Here is a 22,487-nt window from a genome sequence, read left to right as displayed (position 1 = left end):
GGGTCCTTAATTCCGCGAAGAGAAGTCAACAGCAAGAGCACCGGCGCCTTAAGGGCTGCTTCCAGTACCGAGCTTCTGATTCACCGCTCGGGATAAAGCAATCATGGAGCGCCCCCATAGCACCCTATCTTCCACACACTGGCCATGGGCAGTAATTGCCCTGCTGACTATCCCACCCCATGACATCTCTTTCTCCGGCGCACCCATCGCTGACCGATCGCTGTAGCCGCCTCCTAACTCCGTTCACCGTGTTGTGTCTGGTGCTGGCACTGCGCGTCGTGCATCTGCTTTACGCCCTACGTAGTCCGCTGACTTATCAGATCGGGCCCGACGAGGATTTCTACCGGCGCTTCGGTCTGGACGTTGCCTTCGGCAGCGGTGGCATGACCCCGGAATTCGGCTTCATGGACCCGTTATACGGCTATGTCCTGGGCGCGGCGATCAAATTCGGCGGCAGCGTCTTTCCGATGTACCTGTTGCAGGTCGCAGTGGATGTGGGCACCGCATATGCGCTGATCCTCATAGCACGTGAGCTTAATCGCCCCAAGGTGGGACTGCTGGCCGCGCTGATTTACTCTTTGCTGGGGCCGGCGATGGCCTTTCCTATGATGTTGCTCAAGACCACTTGGGTAACGGGATATGTGACCTGGTGGATTTGGCTGGGCCTACGCGTCTTTCGTACCGACCGAGCCCTAGGATGGGTCGGCTTCGGCCTGTACTGTGGGCTGGGTGTGGCTTTGCGCGCCAATCTGATCCTGTTGTTCGGATTGGCTGTAGTGCTGATCCCGTGGTTGCAATGTCGCACACAACCCACTCAAGGACTCCTGCAACTTACCGGCCTGCTGGTGCTGGGTTTGGCGTTGCCGCTGGCGTTGCTGGTTGCGCGCAACGTGGTATTAGCCGATCGCTGGAGTCCGATGCCCACCAACGGCGGCGTGGTCCTGCACCAACTCTACAACCCGGAAAATCCACGTTCGCTGTCGGGCGCACCGTCGTTCGTGCGCTATGGCCATCCCAGCGAAATCCACCGCGCCTATGTCGCTGAAGCGGAACGGCGCGCCGGACATCGACTCACTTCGCAGCAGGTGGACGACTATTGGCGCAGACAGGCCCGCGATTATCTGCTGTCGCACCCAAGCCAGAGTTTTCGCAACGCCACACGCAAACTGGGCGAATTTAGCGCTTACCCTGAGGTCCCCAACAACCGCTCCTATCAGGACGAACGCCGCTTCTCGCCGTTGCTGCGCGTCCTGCCGCAACCTTTCGGTTGGCTGTTCGCACTGGGCCTGCCCGGCTTGCTGTTGTTGGTGCATCACGACCGACGCGGCTGGGTAGTGTTGGCCCCGGTGGCGATGGGACTGGTGACAATCGCAGTGTTTTTCGCCGAGGACCGCTTTCGCTTCAATATCGTCACGCCGTTCGTACTGGGCAGTGCGTTGTGGCTGGCCTGGCTGTTCGAATTGGCGCGGACACGGCGCGGGCAGGCCTTGCTGGCGTGCTTGACGCTATCGGGATTGCTCGGTGCGTTTTCGCTGTGGCAGGCGCAGCGCATCGCGCCCATGCCGATGGATTGGCAGCGCATCGCCAATGGCTACATCCGCATGGGCGAACGCATCGATGCCCGGCGTTTCCTTAACGAAGTAGAACGCGACCAGCCCAATGCGATCGGCCTGCACGAACTGCGTGGGGTAATGGCGGTGCAGGATCAGGATTATCCGCTGGCACGGCACGAACTCGAAGCCGCAATCGCACAACGCCACGACCGGCATGAGGTATGGCACAACTACAGCCTGGTGCTGGAGCACGATGGCGAGATCGAACTGGCGCTGGCAGCCGAGGCGCGCGCAGAAGCACTCTCGCCGTTGCCGGATTACCAGTTCCGGATGGCGATGTTGCTGGAACAACTTGGCCGCAACGCGGATGCAGCCGAACTCTATACCGCTTTAGTACAAAGCCCGCCATCGCAAAGCGATGGCAAGGCTTGGGCGGCACAGGCCGCCGCCCGCTTGCGGGTGATCAATTCGCTTGCGCGGTGAGCGGTTTGCGCGCCATGCACACCTGTGCCGGACTGTCGGCCCAGGCCATCAAGAAACCGCGGACCGAGGCGAAATTGTTGCTCACGTCACCACGCACGCCGTAGAGTTTCTCCATAGCCGGCAGCGCCGCACGATCACCGCTACCTAACGCACCCAACATGGCGATGACTAACATCTGTTCGCGCATTTCCGGCGCCATGGAATTGCTTGGCATACCCAGCACCACTCTGGCATTGGCGCGCATCGCCGCCGGGTCGCGCATCGCCGCAGCCTCATAGGCCTGCAACACTGCGCTCACTTGCGGCAATTGTCGGGCCTGTGGCGATAGCCAAGTTGGCGCGGCCCACAAATCAGCCACATCTTCGCTGGGCAAGTGGCCGATGGTGGAGCTGGCCAGCACCGATGCCGCCTTGGTCCATGCCTTGAACGCCACCGGGTCGGCTAGTTCGAAACGCGATAATGACAATGCGTATTCCACCTCCTTGGCGCTGACCTCGGATCGCTGCCGCAGCTCCGTACTCGCTCGACCCTCACGCATGGCTTTGGCGATCAGCAAGGACACGGCCCGCCATTGGCTGAAGGTCGACTCCTCGGTCACCGCGACCTGGGCGGCAGCGCCCAGTGGTTTGCGGCACTCCACTACATCAAGCACCGGCAATCCGTTGACGACCAGTTGCTGCAGGAACTCGGAGTTTTTCTTCTCGAAGCGTGTCTTCGGCGCCTGCAACGACACTGTGGGGAAATAATCCGAATGCGGCACCACATTGCTCATACGCACGAATTGACGTATTAGTTCTGCGCTACCAATGCGGCGCAGCTCGACTTCATCGGGCATGCCCAACCCCACGCGCCTAAGTTCGGCCGCCAACACTTGCTCCTGCCACGGGCCCGCGTTGAGCGGCTGCGCTTTGCCCTTGCTCGCCACAATCAACATGTCCGCGCCATTGGTCAGGTACAGCTGGGCATCGGGAAACTGTTCCGCCAGCGCCGCCAACATGGTGCCGACCAGACGATCGTCGAGTTCGTAGGTATGCAGCCATTGCACCAGTATGCCGTCATTCCTCAGGTGACTTTTCATGAAACCGTAGAATTCGCGCGTGAACAGACTGGCGACTCCGCTCACCCAGGGATTGGAAGGCTCCGAAACTATCACGTCGTACTGACGTGCGCCGGTGGAAAAGAAAGTGCGAGCATCGTCAACGCGCAAATGCGAGCGCGGATCCTCGTAGGCGCGCGCGACCCGGTTGCCGAACAGCTTTGCACCCTCGTACATCACTTGTTCGATCTCGATAGTGTCGACGTTGCGTGGCACCGGGCTACCCAGCAGCGTGTGCGTTGTCAGACCAGACCCCCAGCCGATCACCGCCACGTCACGCGGTGCAGGATGCAAGGCAAGCGGTATGAGTCCAGCCATCATCATTGTCACTTCATCGCTGGTGGGCGGGTCTCGCAAGGTCGTCAATGCCGCATCGGGCTTGCCATTGGTGGCGATGCCCATTTGCAGTGGGTTCTCGGAACGGTAAACCGCGACCGTGGCCGTCTTGCCATCCTTCAGGAACGGCACCGTGGTGCTCTCATTGCCCACCATGGTCTTGCCGGTGCGGAACACCCCAGATACCTGCATGCGCGGCTCCACTTGCCCCAGCTGCAGACTGGCGCACAACACCACAACCGCCGCGCTGGTGGCAAAGACCACTCCTTTGGTTAGGCGCGCGGGGTTGACCGCGCGCAACAGGTACAGACCCAGGCCGATGTCGGCCAGCGCGGCCAGCATCACCGACATCTTCACCCCAACCACCGGGATCATCACATGCACCACCAGCATCACGCCGGCGATCGCGCCCAGTGTATTGGCCGCGTAGATGCGTCCGATCACACGTTCGCCCGCACCCGCGCGAAGCAGAGTCACGGTGAACAGCGGCAACGTCATGCCGGCGAAGAACGCTGCCGGGAACATCACCAGCAAGGCGATGCCCGCGGTGCCCAATTCGAACAGGGCGTAGCCATTATCGCTGCGCGATAGCGCATCCAGCATCCAGCCCACCCAGCGGAAGCTCTGCGCGAACACTGGCACCGACACCAGCGCGGCGACGCCCATTAGTACCTGCACGTAACCCACGTAGCGCACCGGTTCGGTCAATGCTGCGCTGCGCCGGCGTATCCACAAGCCACCGAATGCCAAGCCCAGAATGAAGGCTGCCAGCATCAGTTCGAAACTGTGCACGGTCGCACCCAACGCCTGGTTGAGAAGGCGGACCCAGCCTATCTCGTACACGAACGAGGCCGCGCCCGAGACCGCCGTGGCCATCAGGAGTATCCGACCGAGGCGCACGGCTTCTTCCGACTCCTCCGCAGCGACCGCAGTCGCTGCAGGTCGTGACTTGCCCCCTTCATCTTCCTGGTCCAACCACTTACTCACCGCCCACGCACCCATGGCGACTAGGATGTTCAACAATCCGGCAGTCATCACCGTGCCCGGAAGACCAACTGCGGGCAGTAACAGGAAGGTCGCCGCCAGTGCGCCGAGCGCGGCGCCCAGGCTATTGGTGAAATACAACCCGCCCAAGATTTCGCCATCTTCTTGCGGTGCAACGCGCAAGTAGCCGGCGCTCATCAGCGGGAACGTCGCACCCAACAACAGGCTTTGCGGCAAGATCAACAGCGCCGCAGTCGTCCACTGATAGAGGTGTGCAAGGCCAGCATTGCCGATGGCGGGAAGGGCGGTCTGCTGCGAGAATGCGGTATAGCCCTCGAAGATCGGCTGGAAGCCCAGCCCGACCACGCCGATCAGCAGCTCCACTAACGCATAGCCCAGGATCAGGCGCCGCCAGCCGAAACTGCGCCGGCTAACGAACCATGCACCCAATGCCATGCCACCCATGAAAATGGCTAGCACCAGGGTCTGCGCATAGGCCGCATGGCCCAGAGTCAGACCCAGATAGTGCGACCACACCGATTGATAGATCAGTCCGGCGAACCCGGACAACACGAACAGGCCCAGCAAGGCCCAGCCAAGACGATTGGTTTTCAAAGGATTTCCCGGATGCGTGCTCCCCACGGCCACCCTACTCAACTGGCCGGACCGTGTCCATGTGAATGCTTACGGGAAAGCGGGTATTTGGATTCTTCAGCCCTACTGCGTCAGTTTGTGACGCATTGCGTCACTTCACTCCTAACACCCTTTCGTGGATTTGTGCGGTCGGTATAACCCTCCAGTCGCTTTAAGGCTTAAAGTCCTCGTCGGGGAATCTGGCATATATCGTGCGTCGATACTCCGGCACGTGCGTCCGCACGGCACCCACGGAGTGGTAAAACCGTGCGTGGGCATGTGAAACTTAAATCTATCCACCTAGGGGATACCTCATGAAGAAGCAGCAAGGCTTTACCCTGATCGAACTGATGATCGTCGTCGCGATCATCGCCATCCTGGCCGCCATCGCCATTCCGGCGTACCGCGACTACCTCATCCGCACCCAGGTCTCCGAAGGCGCCAGCCTGAGCGGCGGAGCCAAGGTTGCTGTAGACGAGTACTATGCAAACTATGGTGTTGCGCCCGCTACCAATGCCGCGGCTGGCTTGGCGACCAACACCACGATCAAAGGCGACTATGTATCCCAGGTCACTGTGGGTGCAGGTGGCGCGATCACCTCGACCTTCAGCGGCACTAAGGCAAACGCCGCCATCGCTGGCAAGGCCTTGGTTCTGACCCCGACTTTCAATGCGGGTTCGACCTCGTGGTCCTGCGTGGGTAACGGCACCAACATCGACGTCAAGTACCTACCGTCCAGCTGCCGTTAATCGCAATGCGCATCAATTTGAACCCCGGCTCCGGTCGGGGTTTTTTTATGCGACACATGGCCGCCCGGTTGGTACGGACCTTGCGTCGGAAAACGCGGGGAACCATCCGTTTCATCTGACCGGGGCAGAACATGAAACACTCCAGGGGCTTCACCCTGATCGAACTGATGATCGTCGTGGCCATCATCGCCATCCTGGCCGCCCTTGCCATACCGGCTTATCGCGACTACCTGATCCGCGCCCAGGTCAGCGAAGGCGCCAGCCTAGCCGGCCCCGGCAAGATCGCAGTGGACGAGTACTACTGGCATTACGGCGTGGTGCCGGCGAATAACGCAGCTGCCGGGATGGCGTTGGCCGCCGACATCAAGGGCACCTACGTGACCAAGGTGGACATCGCCGGCGGCACCATCTCGGCCACCTTCGGCAACAAGGCCAATGCAGCCATCGCCGGCACCGTGTTGGTCTACCAACCGCTGTGGGCCGACGGTTCCACTCAATGGCAATGCACAGCGGCCAACGGCACCACCGTGGACCCGAAGTACCTGCCTTCGATCTGTCGCTGATCGCAAGCGGCTGCGACAACGCAATCATGCAAACCCGCCCCGGGGGTTTGTCTTTGGCAGCGCCATTCCTAGCGCGAAAAGGCGCCCCAGCGCGGTAACATCCTGCGGACACCGCGCACTGCAATACTGCGAGACAACCATCGACGCCATCCAACCGGCAAGGCCGGCCATGCAATACACGCGACGCCATGGGTGGCTGTTTGCGCTCGCCTGCGTGCTATGCACGCTGCCGCTATGGATGAGCCACTACCCGCCGATGGTGGACATTCCCCAGCACGCCGCGCAAATCGCATCGATCAAAGGCATGCTGCAAGGAGAATGGCCGTTCGCCAGACTATTCGAGCTGAAGTACTTCAATCCTTACTGGCTGGGGTACGGACTGGTGCTGACGCTGTCGTACCCGTTTGGCATCCTGCTGTCGATCAAACTGGTCCTGGCCGTGTCGATGGCCGCGCTGCCATGGTCGGCCGCGCGCTTCTGCCACAGGGCCGGCGTCAACGGGCATTGGACGTGGCTGCTGCTATTGATGCCATTTGGCTTCGCCCATGAGTGGGGTTTCCTCAACTTCATCGTGGCGATGCCGCTGGCATTCCTGTTCCTGTCGGATGCGCTGGACCTGCGCAACCGATCCAATGCATGGCTCGTGGCAAAGATCGTGGTGTGGGCGCATTTCCTGCTCCTTGCCCACATCCTGATCGCCGGATTCGCATGCGCGGTGGCCTGCCTGATGCTATCCACACCGTGGCAGGGAGCGAAGGCCTGGTTGCGCCGCTGCATTCCTCTGTTCTCGGTGTTGCCGGTCACGATCCTGTGGCTCTGGCTGGGTCTGCACGGCTCGGCCCAGGCCAGCGAACCAATCCAATGGTCGCTGGGCCTGCACCGGTTATACGCGCTGGTGCCGCGTATGGTGGCTGCACCCGACGCTTTGGCAGGCTGGGCCGTCGGCTTGTTCGCATTGGCGTCTCCGTGTCTTTTCGGCGCCCGGCCGGATCGCTCCCCCGGCCGCTGGCTGCCCTTCGCTTTCTACCTCGGCTGGATGCTGCTGTTTCCCAACTACGCTGCGGGCAATGCTTTTACCGCGCAGCGCTTTGCGGTGTTCGGTCTGCCGTTGTACTTCCTCTGCTTCAGGCCCGTATCCCCACACGGCCCTGCGCAACGCATTCTGTCCCGGCTCATGCCATTGACCGCGGCCATTATCGTCTGCGCCATGTTGGCCTGGCACTCACTGCGGGCTTCTGTTTTCGATGACCAGACCCAGGGCTACACCGAAGTCATGCAGCATGCCAAACCAGGGGGACGCCTGCTGTCGTTGATGGTGGATAGCCGGAGTCTGGCCTATGCCTCGCCGTCGTTCCTGCATTTCCCCGGCTGGTACCAGGCCGAGCATGGCGGCTTGAGCGAATTTAGCTTCTCCCGCTTCTACGTCACGCCGCTCAAGTTCCGCGACGCGCGAGCCACGTCGATCGAACAGGGCTTCGCATGGAATCCGCAGACGTTCGATTGGCGAGTGCACCACGGCGACCGCTACGACTACGTATTGGTTCGCTCAATGCCCAATCCGGATGGCTGGATCGCGCAACGTTCCACCTGCCGTTTGCAGCCAATCGCTTCGTCCGGTCCCTGGCACCTGTATGGGCGCGCGACCGGTGTCCATGGCGACTGCTCCGCTTCGCCCTGATCGCTTCGCTAACCTACTACTTCGCGCAGCGCCACGTCGGCGGTCTCTAACAAGCGCGGCAGATGTTCTTCGACCCCAAGCCATAGCGGCATGCGCACTAGCCGCGCGCTAAGGTCGTCGGTCAGCGGTAGTACGCCCGCAGTGCGGCCGTACTGCAGTCCCGCCGGTGAACTGTGCAGCGGCACGTAATGGAAAACCACATGGACGCCTGCCGCCTTCATCCGTTCGATGAAGAGCGACCGATGCCGTGCCGAGGGCAGCAACAGGTAATACATGTGAGCATTGTGGCCGCAATGCGCAGGCACCGTGGGACGTCTGATCAATCCATCCTGCTCGTGGCGCAAAGCCCATGCATGGTATCGATTCCATATTGAAAGCCGACGCGCGGTCAATTCTGTCGCCGCGTCCATCTGCGCCGAGAGGAAAGCGGCGGAAATCTCCCCAGGCAGATAGGAGGACCCCTGGTCAACCCAGGTGTATTTGTCCACTTGTCCGCGAAAGAAACGGCTGCGATTGGTCCCCTTTTCGCGAATGATCTCCGCACGCTCCACATGCCGCTCGTCACGGCATAGCAACGCGCCGCCTTCGCCGGCGATGATGTTCTTGGTTTCGTGGAAGCTGAGTGCGCCAAGATCGCCGATTGCGCCCAAACTGGCGCCCTTGTACGTCGACATGATCCCTTGCGCAGCATCCTCGACAACGGCAAGGCCGTATTGGCGCCCAACACACATGATTTCGCCCATTTCGCATGCCACGCCTGCGTAATGTACGACGCAGATCGCGCGTGTACGTGACGTTATCGCTGCCTCTATCCTGGCCTCATCAATGTTCAGCGTATCCGGGCGTATATCGACGAAGACCGGCACCGCGCCGCGCAACACGAAGGCATTGGCCGTGGACACGAAGGTGAACGAAGGCATGATCACTTCATCGCCGGGCTCCAGATCCAGCAGCAAGGCCGCCATTTCCAGTGCGGCCGTGCAACTAGTCGTCAACAGCGCACGGTGCGCGCCGGTGTTCTTCTCCAGCCACGCATTGCAGTATTTGGTGAACTGACCATCTCCGGAAAGATGGCCGTTGGCATGCGCCCGGGCGATGCAAGAAAGCTCGCGCCCGGTCATGTACGGGCGATTGAACGGAATGGCCTCATCCATGGCTGATGGCGACCAGGCCCGCGACCACTAGCAGCACCCCAGCAACCTTCATCAAGCCGAAAGATTCGCCGAACAACGGAATCGCCAGCAGCGACACCAGGATGAAATTCAGCGCCATGAAGGGATATGCACGGCTCAGTTCCAACCGCGTGATAGCGACCATCCAGCACAGCGATGCGGCGAACGCCGCCACGAACGCGGAGATCACCCAGGGCCGCAGCAGCAACTCGGGGATGCTGCGAACGAAGTCTGTTGTGCCGCCGGACCTGATCGCCACCTGCCACTTGAGCACGATCTGGCCATAGGTAGTGAAGGCTATGGTGGCCCCGACCATCGCCCAGAAAAACCAGTTCGATTTGCTCATTCCACGCCTCCCTCGGCCTGGCCGTGCAAGTTGACATGGTAAGTGTCTTCGGCACGCTCGAGTACAAGCCCCAACCGGGCCCATACCCGCTGGACCCGGTAGTTCCACACCTGGGTGGATATGGCGACCGCTTGCATGCCGGCGGCTTGGTATTGCCGCATGATCGATGCGAGCAGTCTGGTATAGACGCCCTTCCCGCTCCAATCCGGATCGACGGCGTTCAACAGGACTTCCACCTTCGACGATTCGCTATCAAGCCTGCACGTGGCGAATCCTCGCACCTTGCCGTCAAATTCCGCCACCCACGCCTCGACTTCATTCGTCGTGGCTTCCGCATGGCTTGTCGCCCACTCCACGTAGCCTTGCAGGATCTTTTCATGATCGAAGAGCGGATTGGCGTGGTAATGCGACTTGTAACCGGAAAAACTCCGTGCGGCGATGGCAGCGATTGCATCACGGTCCCTTGCGCTTGCACGGACAATCGCCACGCTCCCAGACGACACGTCCGCAAAATGGGCCTGGTCCAGGTCGCCACGGTAATGCACCAGGGTATCGGCATGGATCGGGAACAATCCTTCGCTGCGCAACGACTGCATCTGCGTTGAATCCCCGGCCTCGCACCTGAAAATGGCCACGCTTGGTCTCAGGCGGCGGATATCGTGGATCACCGCCCCTGCCGGAGCCTGCGGCGGAACCGTGCCACGGATGACCTTGAAGCCGAATCGGAGTGAATCGGCGCTGGAACAGGAAAGGAATTCCATGTCGGTCATCCACGCCCGCCTGTGGAATCGGAAACGATGAAATGCGGCCTGCCCTTGACCTGGTTGTACAGGCGTCCCAGGTAGAGGCCGGTGATGCCGATGCAAGAGACAACTACGCTGCCCACCAGCCATATCGAAGCGATGATGCTGGTGAAGCCGGCCACCTGAATATCCCCGATCACGTAGCGGTAGACGCTGTAGCCAGCGATGAACAAAGCAAATACCGCAAAGACGACGCTCGACTTGACCACCATCCGCAGCGGCTTGTCCGAATAGGAAAGCGCCACGTTGAGCGCCAGTCTGAGCAAGCGTCCGAAACTGTATCCGCTGCGACCATGGGCCCGCTGCCCATGATTGACGGGCACGATAACGGACTTGAACCCTGTCCACCGGACCAGCAACGGGAAGAACCTGTCCGACTCGGGCATTGCGTTGACCACATCGATCACTTTCCTGGTGTATGCGCCGAAGTTGGCCACTGTCGGGTCGTAGTCGCTTTCCGTGAGTCGCCTGAGGATGGCGTAGAAGGCCGACGAGCCAATCCGCTTGATCAATCCATCCTTGCGTTCCATGCGACTAGCCAAGGCGATTTGGGAGTCTCCCTCCAGCGCAAGGACCAAACCGGGTATCTCCTCCGGCAGGTCCTGAAGATCACAGTCCATCACCACGACCACGCCCCCACGGATCTGCTCCAGGCCTGCAGAAATGGCTGCATGCTGGCCGAAATTCCGCGAAAGATGGAAGCCGCGGACCGCGGGGTTTACCGAGGATATTTCGACGATCCTCTCCCACGCGCCGTCCGGACTGGCGTCATCGACCAGGATGATTTCATGCGAGCGACCGAGCGACGCCATGGCCAATCCGATGCGGTCGACCAGATCCTCCAGGCAGCCGGCGCACCCGTAGACCGGCGACACCACGGAAATATCCGGATTGCCTTCCCCTCCTTGCATGACTCGTCTGCCCCGGCACCGCAACGGACGGTGCTCTCTGTGGTTACCATGGTGATCATCCGTGCAATGCGGTCGCCATGTCCAGTTGCCTGGCTTGGGGACATCGGCAATATATGGCCACGCGCCGGCATATCCACCTTGATGCGGTCGTGTCGCGTTCTTCGAAAATGGGAAAGATCCGCCCATGCCTGCGTGATCCAGGCGATTGACTGGCGCTACTGCGGAGTCTTTGCTACAACCAGGCAACTCGCACCAAACCGCATTGGACGTATATTGCGGATGTTAGCGATTTCCCCGTTCAACAATGCGTTGAGCAGCTTGCCCGCCGGCGCATGTTCGTTCTTCGGACCCGATTTGGCACTCATGCCGAGCAGACGCGGCAAACTGCGCATCAGCAATATGGGAAGGGGCAACGGACGGAAGATGTAGGAAGAGAACTCCACCGCGAAACCCGCGCGCGCTAGAAGAGCGGTGATTCCGGACTTGGTGTATCGCCTGAAATGGCCCGCGGACAAGTCCTCGGCTGACCATAGCAGGGAATGCGCCGGAACCGTGGCGTATAGATATCCTCCAGGCCGCAAGAATTTGCCAATAGAGGAAAGGAACTTCAGGTCCTCCTCGATATGCTCGATCACATCGAAAAGGCCCACGGCGGGCAGCGAGGCAGGCCGGAAGTTGGCTGTTTCGAGAGTTGCGCAGATCACCTGCCTCAACCCCCGAGCTCGCGCGTGCGTTACGCCCGCTGGACCGGGCTCCATCAACACAACCTCGAAGCCAGCCTGCTCCAAGCCCCGCGCAACGTAGCCGTTGCCTCCCCCGATGTCGATTAGCGCCCCATGTGGTGGGAAGGCTCCCACTGCTGCGGCAATGCAGGCGTTTCGGTGCTGGAACCAAAACGACCGATCCTCGACTGCAAAACAGCCGGCATTGCCTTCCTCGGGGTAGGAAACCGCTTGCCGCATGGCGCTGTACCAGACGCCGTCGCCGTGGAGTTTCAGATCGGCACTGAGCGATTCAATATCCATATCGCTGCTTCGCCTGCCAGTTAGAGAATGCGAAGAAGCTGGACAACCATTCAGCCTCGTCCCTGGCCGGCAAGACAATCAAAAGTCGTGTCATTGTTCCCATTCCTACAGGTTAAGCCAGTGTCGTCCATCGGGAAAGGTACGATGGTGCAACGCGGATCTCTTCAACCTTGAAGCAAATCCACTCATCGTTACCCCGGCGCAGATGGCGAGCGAAAGCCGGAATTGCTTGTCCAGAGCCTGCGGACCCGGATGCGGAGACCGACCGGCTGGTCAACCTGCACAGTCTGACCCTATGTGACCACCGGGGGCAGTCTTTGACCGGGCTCACTCTCTGAGAGGCATGGCATACGATAGAGTTGCCGCTGGCCCGGTTCTTGCTTGAATTCTTCGAGCATCACGTTAATTTTGGGGGGAACACTTTGATGAATGCCGCCGTCGCCAACAACGCCAACCTGGTGGGAATCACCGGGATCGCCCGTCGCCTGGTCATGGATGGAGCTCTGGACGAGACCGGCGCGCGCACTGCCATGGCTAACGCCAACGAGGCCAAGATACCACTGGCCCAGTGGATAGGGGAGAAGAAGCTGGTCAGCGCCCCACAGATGGCCGCAGCCAACGCTGTCGAATTCGGCATGCCGCTGCTGGACGTGAGCGCCTTCGACCCCCTCCACAATGCCCTCAAGCTGGTCAGCGAGGAGCTGGTGCAGAAGCACCAGGTACTTCCCCTGTTCAAGCGCGGAAACAAGCTGTTCGTGGGCGTATCCGATCCCACCCGCACCCATGCGCTGGATGAAATCAAGTTCCACACCAACTTGGTGGTGGAACCGATCCTGATCGACGAGGACTCGCTGCGCCGGACTTTGGATCAGTGGCTCAACGCCACCACCTCCACCTTTGGTGGCGATGATGATGACGGCCTGGACAATCTGGAGATCGGCACCGATGACGATGGCGCGGCCAACGACAGCGGCATCGATTCAAAGGGCGACGACACGCCGGTGGTCAAATTCGTGAACAAGGTGTTGATCGATGCGATCAAGCGCGGCGCGTCCGACATCCACTTCGAACCCTACGAAACCGACTACCGCGTGCGTCTGCGCATCGACGGCATCCTCAAGCAGGTGGCCAAGGCGCCGGTGAAATTGAACATGCGCATCGCCGCGCGACTGAAGGTCATGGCCCAGCTGGATATCGCGGAGAAACGCGTGCCGCAGGACGGACGCATCAAGTTGAACCTAAGCAAGACCAAGCAGATCGACTTCCGCGTCAGTACTTTGCCGACCCTGTTCGGCGAGAAAATCGTACTGCGCATCTTGGACGGCAGCGCGGCCAAGCTGGGCATTGAGAAACTGGGCTATGAACCGGACCAGCAGAAACTGTTCGAGGATGCCATCCAACGGCCTTATGGCATGGTTCTGGTCACCGGACCCACCGGTTCCGGCAAGACGGTATCGTTGTACACCGCGCTCGGCATCCTGAACGACGAGGTGCGCAATATTTCCACCGTGGAAGACCCGGTGGAAATCCGCTTGCCGGGGGTTAATCAGGTTCAACAGAACACCAAACGGGGCATGACCTTCGCCGCGGCACTGCGCAGCTTCCTGCGTCAGGATCCGGACGTGATTATGGTGGGCGAAATCCGCGACCTGGAAACTGCCGAGATCGGTATCAAGGCAGCCCAGACCGGTCATATGGTGCTGTCGACCCTGCACACTAACGATGCGCCGCAGACCATTGCCCGCCTCATGAACATGGGAATCGCGCCCTACAACATCACCAGCTCAGTGACCCTGGTCATCGCCCAGCGCCTGGCCCGGCGCCTGTGCAACAAATGCAAGAAGCCGGTGGACCTGCCGGAACACGCGTTGCTGGCCGAGGGTTTCAGCCATGCAGAGGTAGCAGCGGGCTTCACCATTTACCAGGCCGTAGGCTGCGAGGAATGCACCGAGGGCTACAAGGGGCGCACCGGTATCTATCAAGTCATGCCGATGAGCGACGAGATCGCCTCGATCGTCCTGGAGGGCGGCAATGCCATTCAGATTGCCGAGGCCGCGCAGAAAGCCGGCGTGCGCGACTTGCGCCAGTCGGCCCTGTTGAAGGCTCGCCAAGGTATCACTAGCCTGGCGGAGATCAACCGCGTCACCAAGGACTGACCGTAGGGGGCGCCTCTGGGCGCGATGCCCTTCACCTGGCCGTAATCGAAAGCATCGGGAGCAGGGCCCATACCCGCCAAGGGTAAAGCCTGTTCTCAAACCCTGCGGGCCGTCACAGCTGGCAAATACCACTCCCGGCGATTACGGGCTACCATGCTGGCATCATTGCCCGGCGTGGGGATGCCGGATAGGGGATATTAAGATGGCCGTGACCCGTAACGCTGCGAAGAAGATGACCCCGGTGGTTCGTGATACGAACCAGATGGTGACGTTCGTCTGGGAAGGCAACGACAAGCGCGGCGTCAAGATGAAGGGCGAGCAGCAGTCGAAGAACGTGAACTTCCTGCGCGCCGAATTGCGCCGCCAGGGCATTACCCCTACCGTGGTCAAGCCCAAGTCCAAGCCGCTGTTTGGTAGTGCAGGCAAGCCTGTTACTCCAAAGGAAATTGCATTCTTCAGTCGGCAGATGGCGACTATGATGAAATCAGGCGTGCCGATCGTGCAGTCGCTGGAAATCATCGGCAGCGGCCACAAGAATGCGCGCATGAAAAAGATGGTCGAGGAAATCCGGACCGAGATCGAGGGGGGCTCGTCGCTGTACGAAGCCATAAGCAAACACCCCGTTCAGTTCGACGAGTTGTACCGCAACCTGGTTCGCGCCGGTGAAGGCGCGGGTGTATTGGAAACAGTGCTGGACACTATCGCCAGCTACAAGGAAAACCTGGAAACTCTGAAGGGCAAGATCAAGAAGGCCATGTTTTATCCGGCGATGACCATCGCCGTCGCCATTTTGGTCAGCGCCATTCTCCTGATCTTCGTGGTTCCGCAATTTGAGGACATTTTCAAGGATTTTGGTGCGGATCTACCTGCCTTCACCAAGATGATTGTCGGGGCGTCGAGGTTCATGGTGTCGTGGTGGTGGGTGATGCTATTTATCACTGCCGGTTCCATTTTTGCCTTTATTTTTTTTAAAAAGCGCTCACCAGCCTTTCAGCACTTCCTGGACAAGCTGATCCTGAAAGTGCCAGTAATAGGCCAAATCATGCACAACTCGGCTATCGCGCGTTTTTCAAGAACCCTGGCAGTAACCTTCAAAGCTGGCGTACCGTTGGTGGAAGCACTGGAAACCGTGGCTGGCGCCACCGGCAACTCCGTCTATGAGAAAGCAGTGTTGCGCGTGCGTGACGATGTAGCCGTAGGTTACCCGGTCAACATGTCGCTTAAGCAGACCAACCTTTTTCCTCATATGGTCATTCAGATGACAGCCATTGGCGAAGAGGCTGGCGCTCTGGATGCCATGCTGTTCAAGGTAGCCGAGTACTACGAACAGGAAGTCAACAATGCAGTGGACGCCTTGGCCAGTCTGATTGAACCGATGATCATGGTATTCATCGGCGTACTCGTCGGCGGCATGGTTATCGGCATGTACCTGCCCATCTTCAAACTGGCGGCGGTCGTCTAAACCAAGGATGGCATTTCTAGACCAGAGCCCCGCACTGGGGTATCCCCTTGCGGCCGGTTTGGGCCTGCTGGTGGGCAGTTTCCTCAACGTGGTGATCCTGCGGTTGCCGCGGCGGCTGGAGTGGCAGTGGAAGCGCGATGCGACGGAGATCCTGGAGCAGCCGGAGATCTACGACCCGCCTCCGCCGGGCATCGTGATAGAGCCTTCGCACTGCCCGCACTGCAAGCACAGGCTGTCCTGGTACGAGAACATCCCGGTGTTCAGCTGGCTGGCGCTGCGCGGCAAGTGCCGCCATTGCCATGCGCCGATCTCGGCCCAGTACCCGGCGGTCGAATTGTTGACTGCGATCCTGGCCCTGGTTTCGGTCTGGCATTTCGGTTTCGGCTGGCAGGGCTTCGGCGCCATCCTGCTGAGCTGCTTCCTGGTCGCGCTGTCCGGCATCGACCTGCGCACCCAGCTGCTGCCCGACCAGTTGACCCTGCCGTTGATGTGGCTGGGGTTGATCGCCAGCCTGGACAATCTGTACATGCCGGCCAAGCCGGCGGTGCTGGGCGCCATCGCCGGCTACGTGTCGCTGTGGGCGGTGTGGTGGCTGTTCAAGCAGCTGACCGGCAAGGAAGGCATGGGCCACGGCGACTTCAAGCTGCTGGCCGCGCTGGGCGCCTGGGTGGGGCTGAACGGCATTCTTCCCATCATCCTGCTGTCGTCGGTCGTGGGCGCCGTCATCGGTTCGGTCTGGCTGGCCATCAAAGGCCGCGACCGTGCCACGCCCATACCCTTCGGGCCGTATCTGGCCATTGCCGGCTGGATCGTCTTCTTCTGGGGCAAGCAGATGGTCGACGCCTACATGAAGTTCTCCGGCCTGGCCTGAGCCTGTAGGAGCGGGCCCTGCCCGCGACCGCCGTTGGCGTGTGATTCCGGCACCAAGAGCGGTCGCGGGCAGGGCCCGCTCCTACGGGTTTTGCGGGGCGCTCCTACATAATGGGCGCATGAGCGATTATTTCATCGGACTCACCGGCGGCATCGCCTCGGGCAAAAGCGCGCTGGAGCGGGAATTCGTCGCCCGTGGGATATTCGTCGCCGACGCAGACCTGATCGCCCGCCAGATCGTGGAACCCGGCCAACCGGCGCTGGAAGCGGTGGTGGCGCATTTCGGCGCATCGGTGCTGGCGGCGGACGGGCGGCTGGACCGCGCGGGGTTGCGCGCCCTGGTGTTCGGCGACAAGCCGGCCCGGCGCGCGCTGGAAGCGATCCTGCACCCGATCATCCGTGCGCGGCTGCACGAACAATGTCGCGCGGCCGCCAGTGCGTATGCGATCGCCGCGATCCCGCTGCTGACCGAAGGCGGCGGCCGCGACGCTTATCCGTGGCTGGACCGCATCCTGGTGGTGGACGCCCTGCCCGCCACGCAGAAGGCGCGCCTGATGCAGCGCGACGGCATCGACGATGCCCTGGCCGAAAAGATGATCGCCGCCCAGGCCGCGCGCGCGCAGCGACTGGCCATCGCCGACGATATCGTGGTCAACGATGGCGACCTCTCGCGCCTGGGTGCAGCCGTCGATGAGCTGGATGCCCGCTACCGCGCGCTATCCAAACGGGCGTAACGCCCATCCCTCTTGTAGGAGCGGGCCCTGCCCGCGACTGCTCTTGGCAGGTTGCCCCGACTAAGAGCGGTCGCGGGCAGGGCCCGCTCCTACATGGTTGCTGTCCAGGCTATATCCATCCGGAATTCCAGTACGGATAGTGGCCTATGTCCTCGACCAGACCCGCGCGTATCGGATTGGCGATGATGTAACTCGCTACTCTCGCCAGATCGTCGTTCGAGCGCATGGCTCGATCATGATAGGCCTTCTCCCAAAGCGCACCGGTCCGGCCAAGCACGGCGTTTGCTTTTCGCGCGCTGGAGGATTTGAGCCGGCTTACAACCATCTCCAAACTATCCTTGGCGCCGAGTTGCATCAGCCAATGCACGTGATCGGGCATCAGCACCCAAGCCAGCAGACGACAATCGCCCAGCAGCGGGCTTTCGGTAAAACACCGGGCAGCAGCATGGGCCGCATTGCTTGTTCTGAAGAATGGTTCGCGCGCCTTGGTGGCCGTGGTCACGTGGTAGACATGATGAGCCAGCGACCGACGCCCTCGCCGCAGAGCGAGATGGCCTTGACTCATGTCTGGAGACGTTATCCCTTCCATGTTCCAAGATTGGAATAATGTCCAAGGCAGCGTTATCGGCGAACGCCGCAATGCGCTCCAGGAAAACCCTGTAGGAGCGGGCCCTGTCCGCGACTGCTCTTGATCGGGACATTTCTGCCAAGAGCGGTCGCGGACAGGGCCCGCTCCTACAGGGATGGCCAGAGGGCGCGGATTGCAGCGATGCCTTGGGCGCCGTGTTGGCGAGCTTCGGCCACGTGCGCGGGCGAGAGGCCGCCGATGGCGTAGATCGGCAACGAGACCGATTCGCGCAGTCTGGCGAAGCCTTCCCAGCCCAAGGGACTCGTATCCGGATGGGTGGCGGTCGGCAGCACGCTGCCGAGCACGGCGAAGTCGCAACCCAGCGCCTGGGCGGCCCGCAACGCTTCGGCCGTGTGACAGGATGCGGCGACGGCCAGGTTTTCAGGAAGTGGCCGTGCGGACAGGCCTTCCAACTGGGTGGAGCGCAGGTGCACGCCAATGCCCAGCTGCCGCGCAAGATCGATATCGCCGTTGACCAGCGCTTCGGTGCCGGCCTTGCGGCAGAGGGCCGCCGCGGCTTCGGCCAGTTTCCGCCAGCGGGGTTGCGAATCGATGGCGCGCGCGCGCAACTGCACGCGCCTGACGCCGGCGGCCAGCGCGGTGGAAAGCGAGGCGAGCCAGGCGGCATCGTCATCGCCGGGCTCGGGCGTGACCAGATAACGGTCCGGTTGCAGCAGCGCGGCGACCACTGGCCGGTCGGCTGGCGGCATGGGATAGCGCGTCAGCTTTTCGGGCGCGACCCAAGCCAGCGCCTGGCCCTCGACGCCGCGCGGGATGCCGTGCCAGGCCGTGACCTGCCGTACGTCCAGGCGCAGGCGCTTGTCGGGGTACTGCTGCGGAACGCTGATCAGCGGCGGGCCGACTTGCACCGTGATGCCCAGCTCTTCCTGCAATTCGCGGATCAGCGCGTGCTCCGGCGATTCGCCGGGTTCGCACTTGCCGCCCGGGAACTCCCACAGGCCGGCCAGATCGCGGCCGTCGGTTCGGCGCGCCAGCAGGATGCGGCCGCGTACGTCGGTGATGGCCGCGGCGGCGACATGGATGAAGCGCAAGGAAGAAGGCATGCCCTGAGCTTGCCGGGAATCGTGCGGGGAACGCAAATCGATCGCCTGTAGGAGCGGGCCCTGCCCGCGACCGCTTTTCGCGCAATTTCCGCCGAAAGGCGGTCGCGGGCAGGGCCCGCTCCTACAGGTTTTGGGTCAGCTCAACTGCCCGTGGCAGTGCTTGAACTTCTTGCCGCTGCCGCACGGGCAGGGATCGTTGCGGCCGACCTTGGGGCCGTCGCGGGTGACCGGCGAGAAGCCCAGCTGCGCGGCTTCGACATCGGCCGCTTCTTCGTCGGCGCTGTAGCCGCCCGCTTCCTGGTGCTGGAACTGCAACTGCTGCGCGCGGGCCGCCGCCACACGGCGCTCCTCGGCCTCCAGCGCGGCCACTTCCTCTTCGCTGCGGATGCGCACGCGGGCCAGGATGGTGACCACTTCGCGCTTGACCTTCTCCAGCATCTCGGAGAACAGTTCGAACGCTTCCTTCTTGTACTCCTGCTTCGGCTGCTTCTGCGCGTAGCCGCGCAGGTGGATGCCCTGGCGCAGGTAATCCATGCTGGCCAGGTGCTCTTTCCAGTTCTTGTCGAGCACGGTCAGCATGATGTGCTTCTCGAGCGAACGCATGGTTTCCGGGCCCAGCTGCGCTTCCTTCTCGGCGAAGTGCGCGGCCATGGCTTCCTGCACGCGCTGGGCGATGCGTTCGGCGTCCAGTTCCTCGGTTTCCTGCGGCCAGCGGGTGACCGGAAGGTTCAGGCCGGCTTCCACCGCCAGTTCCTGCTCCAGGCCCTGCAGATCCCACTGCTCGTCCACCGAGTTGGGCGGCACGAACTTGGCGACCATGTCCTCGACCACGTCCATGCGGATGCCTTCGATGTTTTCCTTCACCGAGTCGGCGTCCAGCAGCTCGTCGCGCTGGTTGTAGATCACCTTGCGCTGGTCGTTGTTGACGTCGTCGAAATCCAGCAGGTTCTTGCGGATGTCGAAGTTGTGCGCCTCCACTTTGCGCTGCGCCTTCTCGATCTGGCGGCTGACCAGGCGGTCCTCGATGACGTCGTCTTCCTTCATGCCGATCAGCTTCATCGCCTTCTGCACCCAGTCGCTGGCGAAGATGCGCATCAGGTTGTCTTCGAGCGACAGGTAGAAACGCGAGGAGCCCGGGTCGCCCTGGCGGCCGGAACGGCCGCGCAGCTGATTGTCGATGCGGCGCGATTCGTGGCGTTCGGTGCCGACGATATGCAGGCCGCCGGCGGCCTTCACTTCGTCGTGGCGCTTCTGCCACTCGCGCTTGATGCGGACGCGATCGAGATCGGTGGCGTCTTCGGGCAAGGCTTCGTATTCGGCTTCCAGCGAGCCGCCCAGCACGATGTCGGTGCCGCGGCCGGCCATGTTGGTGGCGATGGTGATGGCCTTGGGGCGGCCGGCCTGGGCCACGATGTGCGCTTCGCGCTCGTGCTGCTTGGCGTTGAGCACCTCGTGCGGCACGCCGGCCTTGCGCAGGTGTTCTGACAGCAGTTCGGAGGTCTCGATGGAGGTGGTGCCCACCAGCGCCGGCTGGCCGCGCGCGTAGCAGTCCTGGATGTCGGCCAGCACCGCGTTGAACTTGCCCTTGCGGTTGAGGAACACCTGGTCGGGCGAATCCTTGCGCACGGTCGGGCGGTTGGTCGGGATGACGATCACTTCCAGGCCGTAGATGCTCTGGAATTCGTAGGCTTCGGTATCGGCCGTGCCGGTCATGCCGGACAGCTTCTTGTACATGCGGAACAGGTTCTGGAAGGTGATGCTGGCCAGGGTCTGGTTCTCGCGCTGGACCGGCACGCCTTCCTTCGCTTCGACCGCCTGGTGCAGGCCGTCGGACCAGCGGCGCCCGGTCAGGGTGCGGCCGGTGAACTCGTCGACGATCACCACTTCGCCGTCGCGCACGATGTAATCCACGTCGCGCTGGTAGATGGCGTTGGCGCGCATGGCCGCGTTGAGGTGGTGGACCACGCTGAGGTTGTTGGCGCCGTACAGGCTGTCGTCGTCGCTGGCCAGGATGCCGGCTTCGCGCAGCAGTTCCTCGGCGTGCTGCATGCCCGCCTCGGACAGGTGCACCTGCTTGCCCTTCTCGTCGACCCAGAAGTCGCCTTCGCCTTCTTCGGTTTCCTGCTTGACCAGCTTGGGCACGATGCGGTTGACGCGGATGTAGAGCTCCGGCGATTCGTCGGCCGGGCCGGAGATGATCAGCGGGGTGCGCGCTTCGTCGATCAGGATCGAGTCCACTTCGTCGACGATGGCGTAGTGCAGGCCGCGCTGGTAGCGGTCCTCGCGCGACATGGCCATGTTGTCGCGCAGGTAGTCGAAACCGAATTCGTTGTTGGTGCCGTAGGTGATGTCGGCCGCGTACGCTTCGCGCTTGTCGCTATGCGGCATGCCCGGATACACCACGCCCACGGTCAGGCCCAGCCAGCCGTACAGTTTGCCCATCCAGGCCGCGTCGCGGCGGGCCAGGTAGTCGTTGACGGTGATGACGTGGACGCCCTTGCCTTCCAGCGCGTTCAAGTACACCGGCAGGGTGGCGACCAGGGTCTTGCCTTCGCCGGTGCGCATCTCGGCGATCTTGCCCAGGTGCAGCACCATGCCGCCGATCAGCTGCACGTCGTAATGGCGCATGCCCAGCACGCGGCGCGAGGCTTCGCGGCAGACGGCGAAGGCTTCGGGCAGGATCTTGTCCAGCGCTTCGCCGTCGGCGATGCGCTTCTGGAACTCGGGGGTCTTGGCCTTCAGCGCTTCGTCGGAGAGCTTCTCCAGCTCCGGCTCCAGCGCGTTGATCTTGGTGACGCTACGTTGGAGTTGCTTGAGCAGGCGTTCGTTGCGACTACCGAAGACACGGGTGAGCAGGCTGTTGATCATGTAGGGAACCGGAGTTGAAAGGAGCGTCGGGCGCAGTCGGCGGCTCTCCGAGCCCGCTTCCTGCCGCCCAAAACGAAACAGGGCGCAATGCGCCCTGTTGGCAACACACCATTGTAGCTTGGGGCGGGACCCGGTGAATCAAGTAGGTCGGGGCTACGTCCCCGACGTGCATGAACCGGAGTACCCGTGTGTCGGGGACGTAGCCCCGACCTACATTCAGCCGCGCTTGACCTGCCCTACCGGGGTCGGGCCTTCGCCCAGGAACTTGCGCGGATTGACCACGTTGCCGTTCTCCCACACCTCGAAATGCACGTGCGCGCCGGTGGAACGGCCGGTGGAGCCGGCCTTGGCGATCTCCTGGCCCACCCGCACC

The 22,487-nt window shown here is 61.8% G+C and carries 18 protein-coding genes; 8 read left to right on the top strand and 10 right to left on the bottom strand.

Annotated features, from left to right (window positions below; genetic code table 11):
* The first annotated feature begins 260 nt into the window (after positions 1-260).
* Complete coding sequence (locus tag CSC73_RS07910) at positions 261-2,036, top strand: hypothetical protein (RefSeq protein WP_163839902.1); 1,776 nt, start codon at positions 261-263, stop codon at positions 2,034-2,036.
* Here CSC73_RS07910 and CSC73_RS07905 read toward each other — a convergent pair.
* Positions 2,017-5,067, bottom strand: coding sequence for a spermidine synthase (locus tag CSC73_RS07905; RefSeq protein WP_163839901.1), 3,051 nt, complete (start codon positions 5,065-5,067; stop codon positions 2,017-2,019). The two genes, CSC73_RS07910 and CSC73_RS07905, sit on opposite strands and share 20 nt — an antisense overlap.
* A 332-nt stretch (positions 5,068-5,399) precedes the next feature.
* On the opposite strand from CSC73_RS07905, the gene CSC73_RS07900 reads away from it, so the two are divergent.
* The 3 genes from CSC73_RS07900 (at position 5,400) to CSC73_RS07890 (ending at position 8,075) form a co-directional block, all read left to right on the top strand.
* A complete protein-coding gene (locus tag CSC73_RS07900) occupies positions 5,400-5,834 on the top strand; it encodes a pilin (RefSeq protein WP_163839900.1) in 435 nt (144 codons plus the stop codon).
* A gap of 131 nt (positions 5,835-5,965) precedes the next feature.
* Positions 5,966-6,397, top strand: a complete 432-nt coding sequence (locus CSC73_RS07895; protein WP_163839899.1) for a pilin — start codon at positions 5,966-5,968, stop codon at positions 6,395-6,397.
* Positions 6,398-6,566: 169 nt separating this feature from the next.
* The gene (locus CSC73_RS07890; protein WP_163839898.1) at positions 6,567-8,075 is read left to right on the top strand and encodes a hypothetical protein; all 1,509 of its coding nucleotides are present in this window, start codon (positions 6,567-6,569) and stop codon (positions 8,073-8,075) included.
* Positions 8,076-8,083: 8 nt separating this feature from the next.
* On the opposite strand, the gene rffA is transcribed toward CSC73_RS07890, so the two are convergent.
* The 5 genes from rffA to CSC73_RS07865 form a co-directional block, all read right to left on the bottom strand.
* Positions 8,084-9,229 (bottom strand): dTDP-4-amino-4,6-dideoxygalactose transaminase, encoded by a 1,146-nt coding sequence (gene rffA, locus CSC73_RS07885; RefSeq protein ID WP_163839897.1) that lies wholly within the window; start codon positions 9,227-9,229, stop codon positions 8,084-8,086.
* Positions 9,222-9,593 carry a DMT family transporter gene (locus CSC73_RS07880; RefSeq protein ID WP_163839896.1) on the bottom strand — a complete coding sequence of 124 codons (372 nt, stop codon included), beginning with the start codon at positions 9,591-9,593 and terminating at the stop codon, positions 9,222-9,224. The genes rffA and CSC73_RS07880 overlap by 8 nt, the downstream gene beginning before the upstream one ends.
* Positions 9,590-10,363 carry a GNAT family N-acetyltransferase gene (locus CSC73_RS07875; protein WP_163839895.1) on the bottom strand — a complete coding sequence of 258 codons (774 nt, stop codon included), beginning with the start codon at positions 10,361-10,363 and terminating at the stop codon, positions 9,590-9,592. Before CSC73_RS07875 ends, CSC73_RS07880 begins: the two co-directional genes overlap by 4 nt.
* Positions 10,360-11,307: a glycosyltransferase family 2 protein gene (locus CSC73_RS07870; protein WP_163839894.1), complete on the bottom strand. Its 948-nt coding sequence runs from the start codon at positions 11,305-11,307 to the stop codon at positions 10,360-10,362. Before CSC73_RS07870 ends, CSC73_RS07875 begins: the two co-directional genes overlap by 4 nt.
* A gap of 215 nt (positions 11,308-11,522) precedes the next feature.
* A complete protein-coding gene (locus tag CSC73_RS07865; RefSeq protein WP_163839893.1) occupies positions 11,523-12,332 on the bottom strand; it encodes a class I SAM-dependent methyltransferase in 810 nt (269 codons plus the stop codon).
* Positions 12,333-12,757: 425 nt separating this feature from the next.
* Here CSC73_RS07865 and pilB point away from each other — a divergent pair, with 425 nt between their 5' ends.
* From pilB to coaE, 4 genes are all read left to right on the top strand, one after another.
* Positions 12,758-14,488: a type IV-A pilus assembly ATPase PilB gene (gene pilB, locus CSC73_RS07860; RefSeq protein WP_163839892.1), complete on the top strand. Its 1,731-nt coding sequence runs from the start codon at positions 12,758-12,760 to the stop codon at positions 14,486-14,488.
* Between the two features lie 202 nt (positions 14,489-14,690).
* Complete coding sequence (locus CSC73_RS07855) at positions 14,691-15,950, top strand: type II secretion system F family protein (protein ID WP_163839891.1); 1,260 nt, start codon at positions 14,691-14,693, stop codon at positions 15,948-15,950.
* Positions 15,951-15,957: 7 nt separating this feature from the next.
* A complete protein-coding gene (locus tag CSC73_RS07850; RefSeq protein ID WP_163839890.1) occupies positions 15,958-16,821 on the top strand; it encodes a prepilin peptidase in 864 nt (287 codons plus the stop codon).
* A gap of 118 nt (positions 16,822-16,939) precedes the next feature.
* A complete protein-coding gene (coaE, locus tag CSC73_RS07845; protein ID WP_163839889.1) occupies positions 16,940-17,554 on the top strand; it encodes a dephospho-CoA kinase in 615 nt (204 codons plus the stop codon).
* A gap of 109 nt (positions 17,555-17,663) precedes the next feature.
* On the opposite strand, the gene CSC73_RS07840 is transcribed toward coaE, so the two are convergent.
* From CSC73_RS07840 to CSC73_RS07825, 4 genes are all read right to left on the bottom strand, one after another.
* Positions 17,664-18,119, bottom strand: coding sequence for an REP-associated tyrosine transposase (locus CSC73_RS07840; protein ID WP_425502288.1), 456 nt, complete (start codon positions 18,117-18,119; stop codon positions 17,664-17,666).
* Positions 18,120-18,289: 170 nt separating this feature from the next.
* Positions 18,290-19,246, bottom strand: coding sequence for a Nudix family hydrolase (locus tag CSC73_RS07835; protein WP_163839887.1), 957 nt, complete (start codon positions 19,244-19,246; stop codon positions 18,290-18,292).
* A 135-nt stretch (positions 19,247-19,381) separates the two neighbouring features.
* Positions 19,382-22,114 (bottom strand): preprotein translocase subunit SecA, encoded by a 2,733-nt coding sequence (gene secA / locus CSC73_RS07830; protein ID WP_163839886.1) that lies wholly within the window; start codon positions 22,112-22,114, stop codon positions 19,382-19,384.
* A gap of 216 nt (positions 22,115-22,330) precedes the next feature.
* Positions 22,331-22,487, bottom strand: a 157-nt coding sequence (locus tag CSC73_RS07825) for a M23 family metallopeptidase (RefSeq protein ID WP_163839885.1), incomplete at its 5' end; no start/stop codon positions are given.

Source organism: Pseudoxanthomonas sacheonensis (genome assembly GCF_010093305.1).
Classification (GTDB): domain Bacteria; phylum Pseudomonadota; class Gammaproteobacteria; order Xanthomonadales; family Xanthomonadaceae; genus Pseudoxanthomonas_A; species Pseudoxanthomonas_A sacheonensis.
This window is presented reverse-complemented; position numbering and strand designations above follow the sequence as displayed.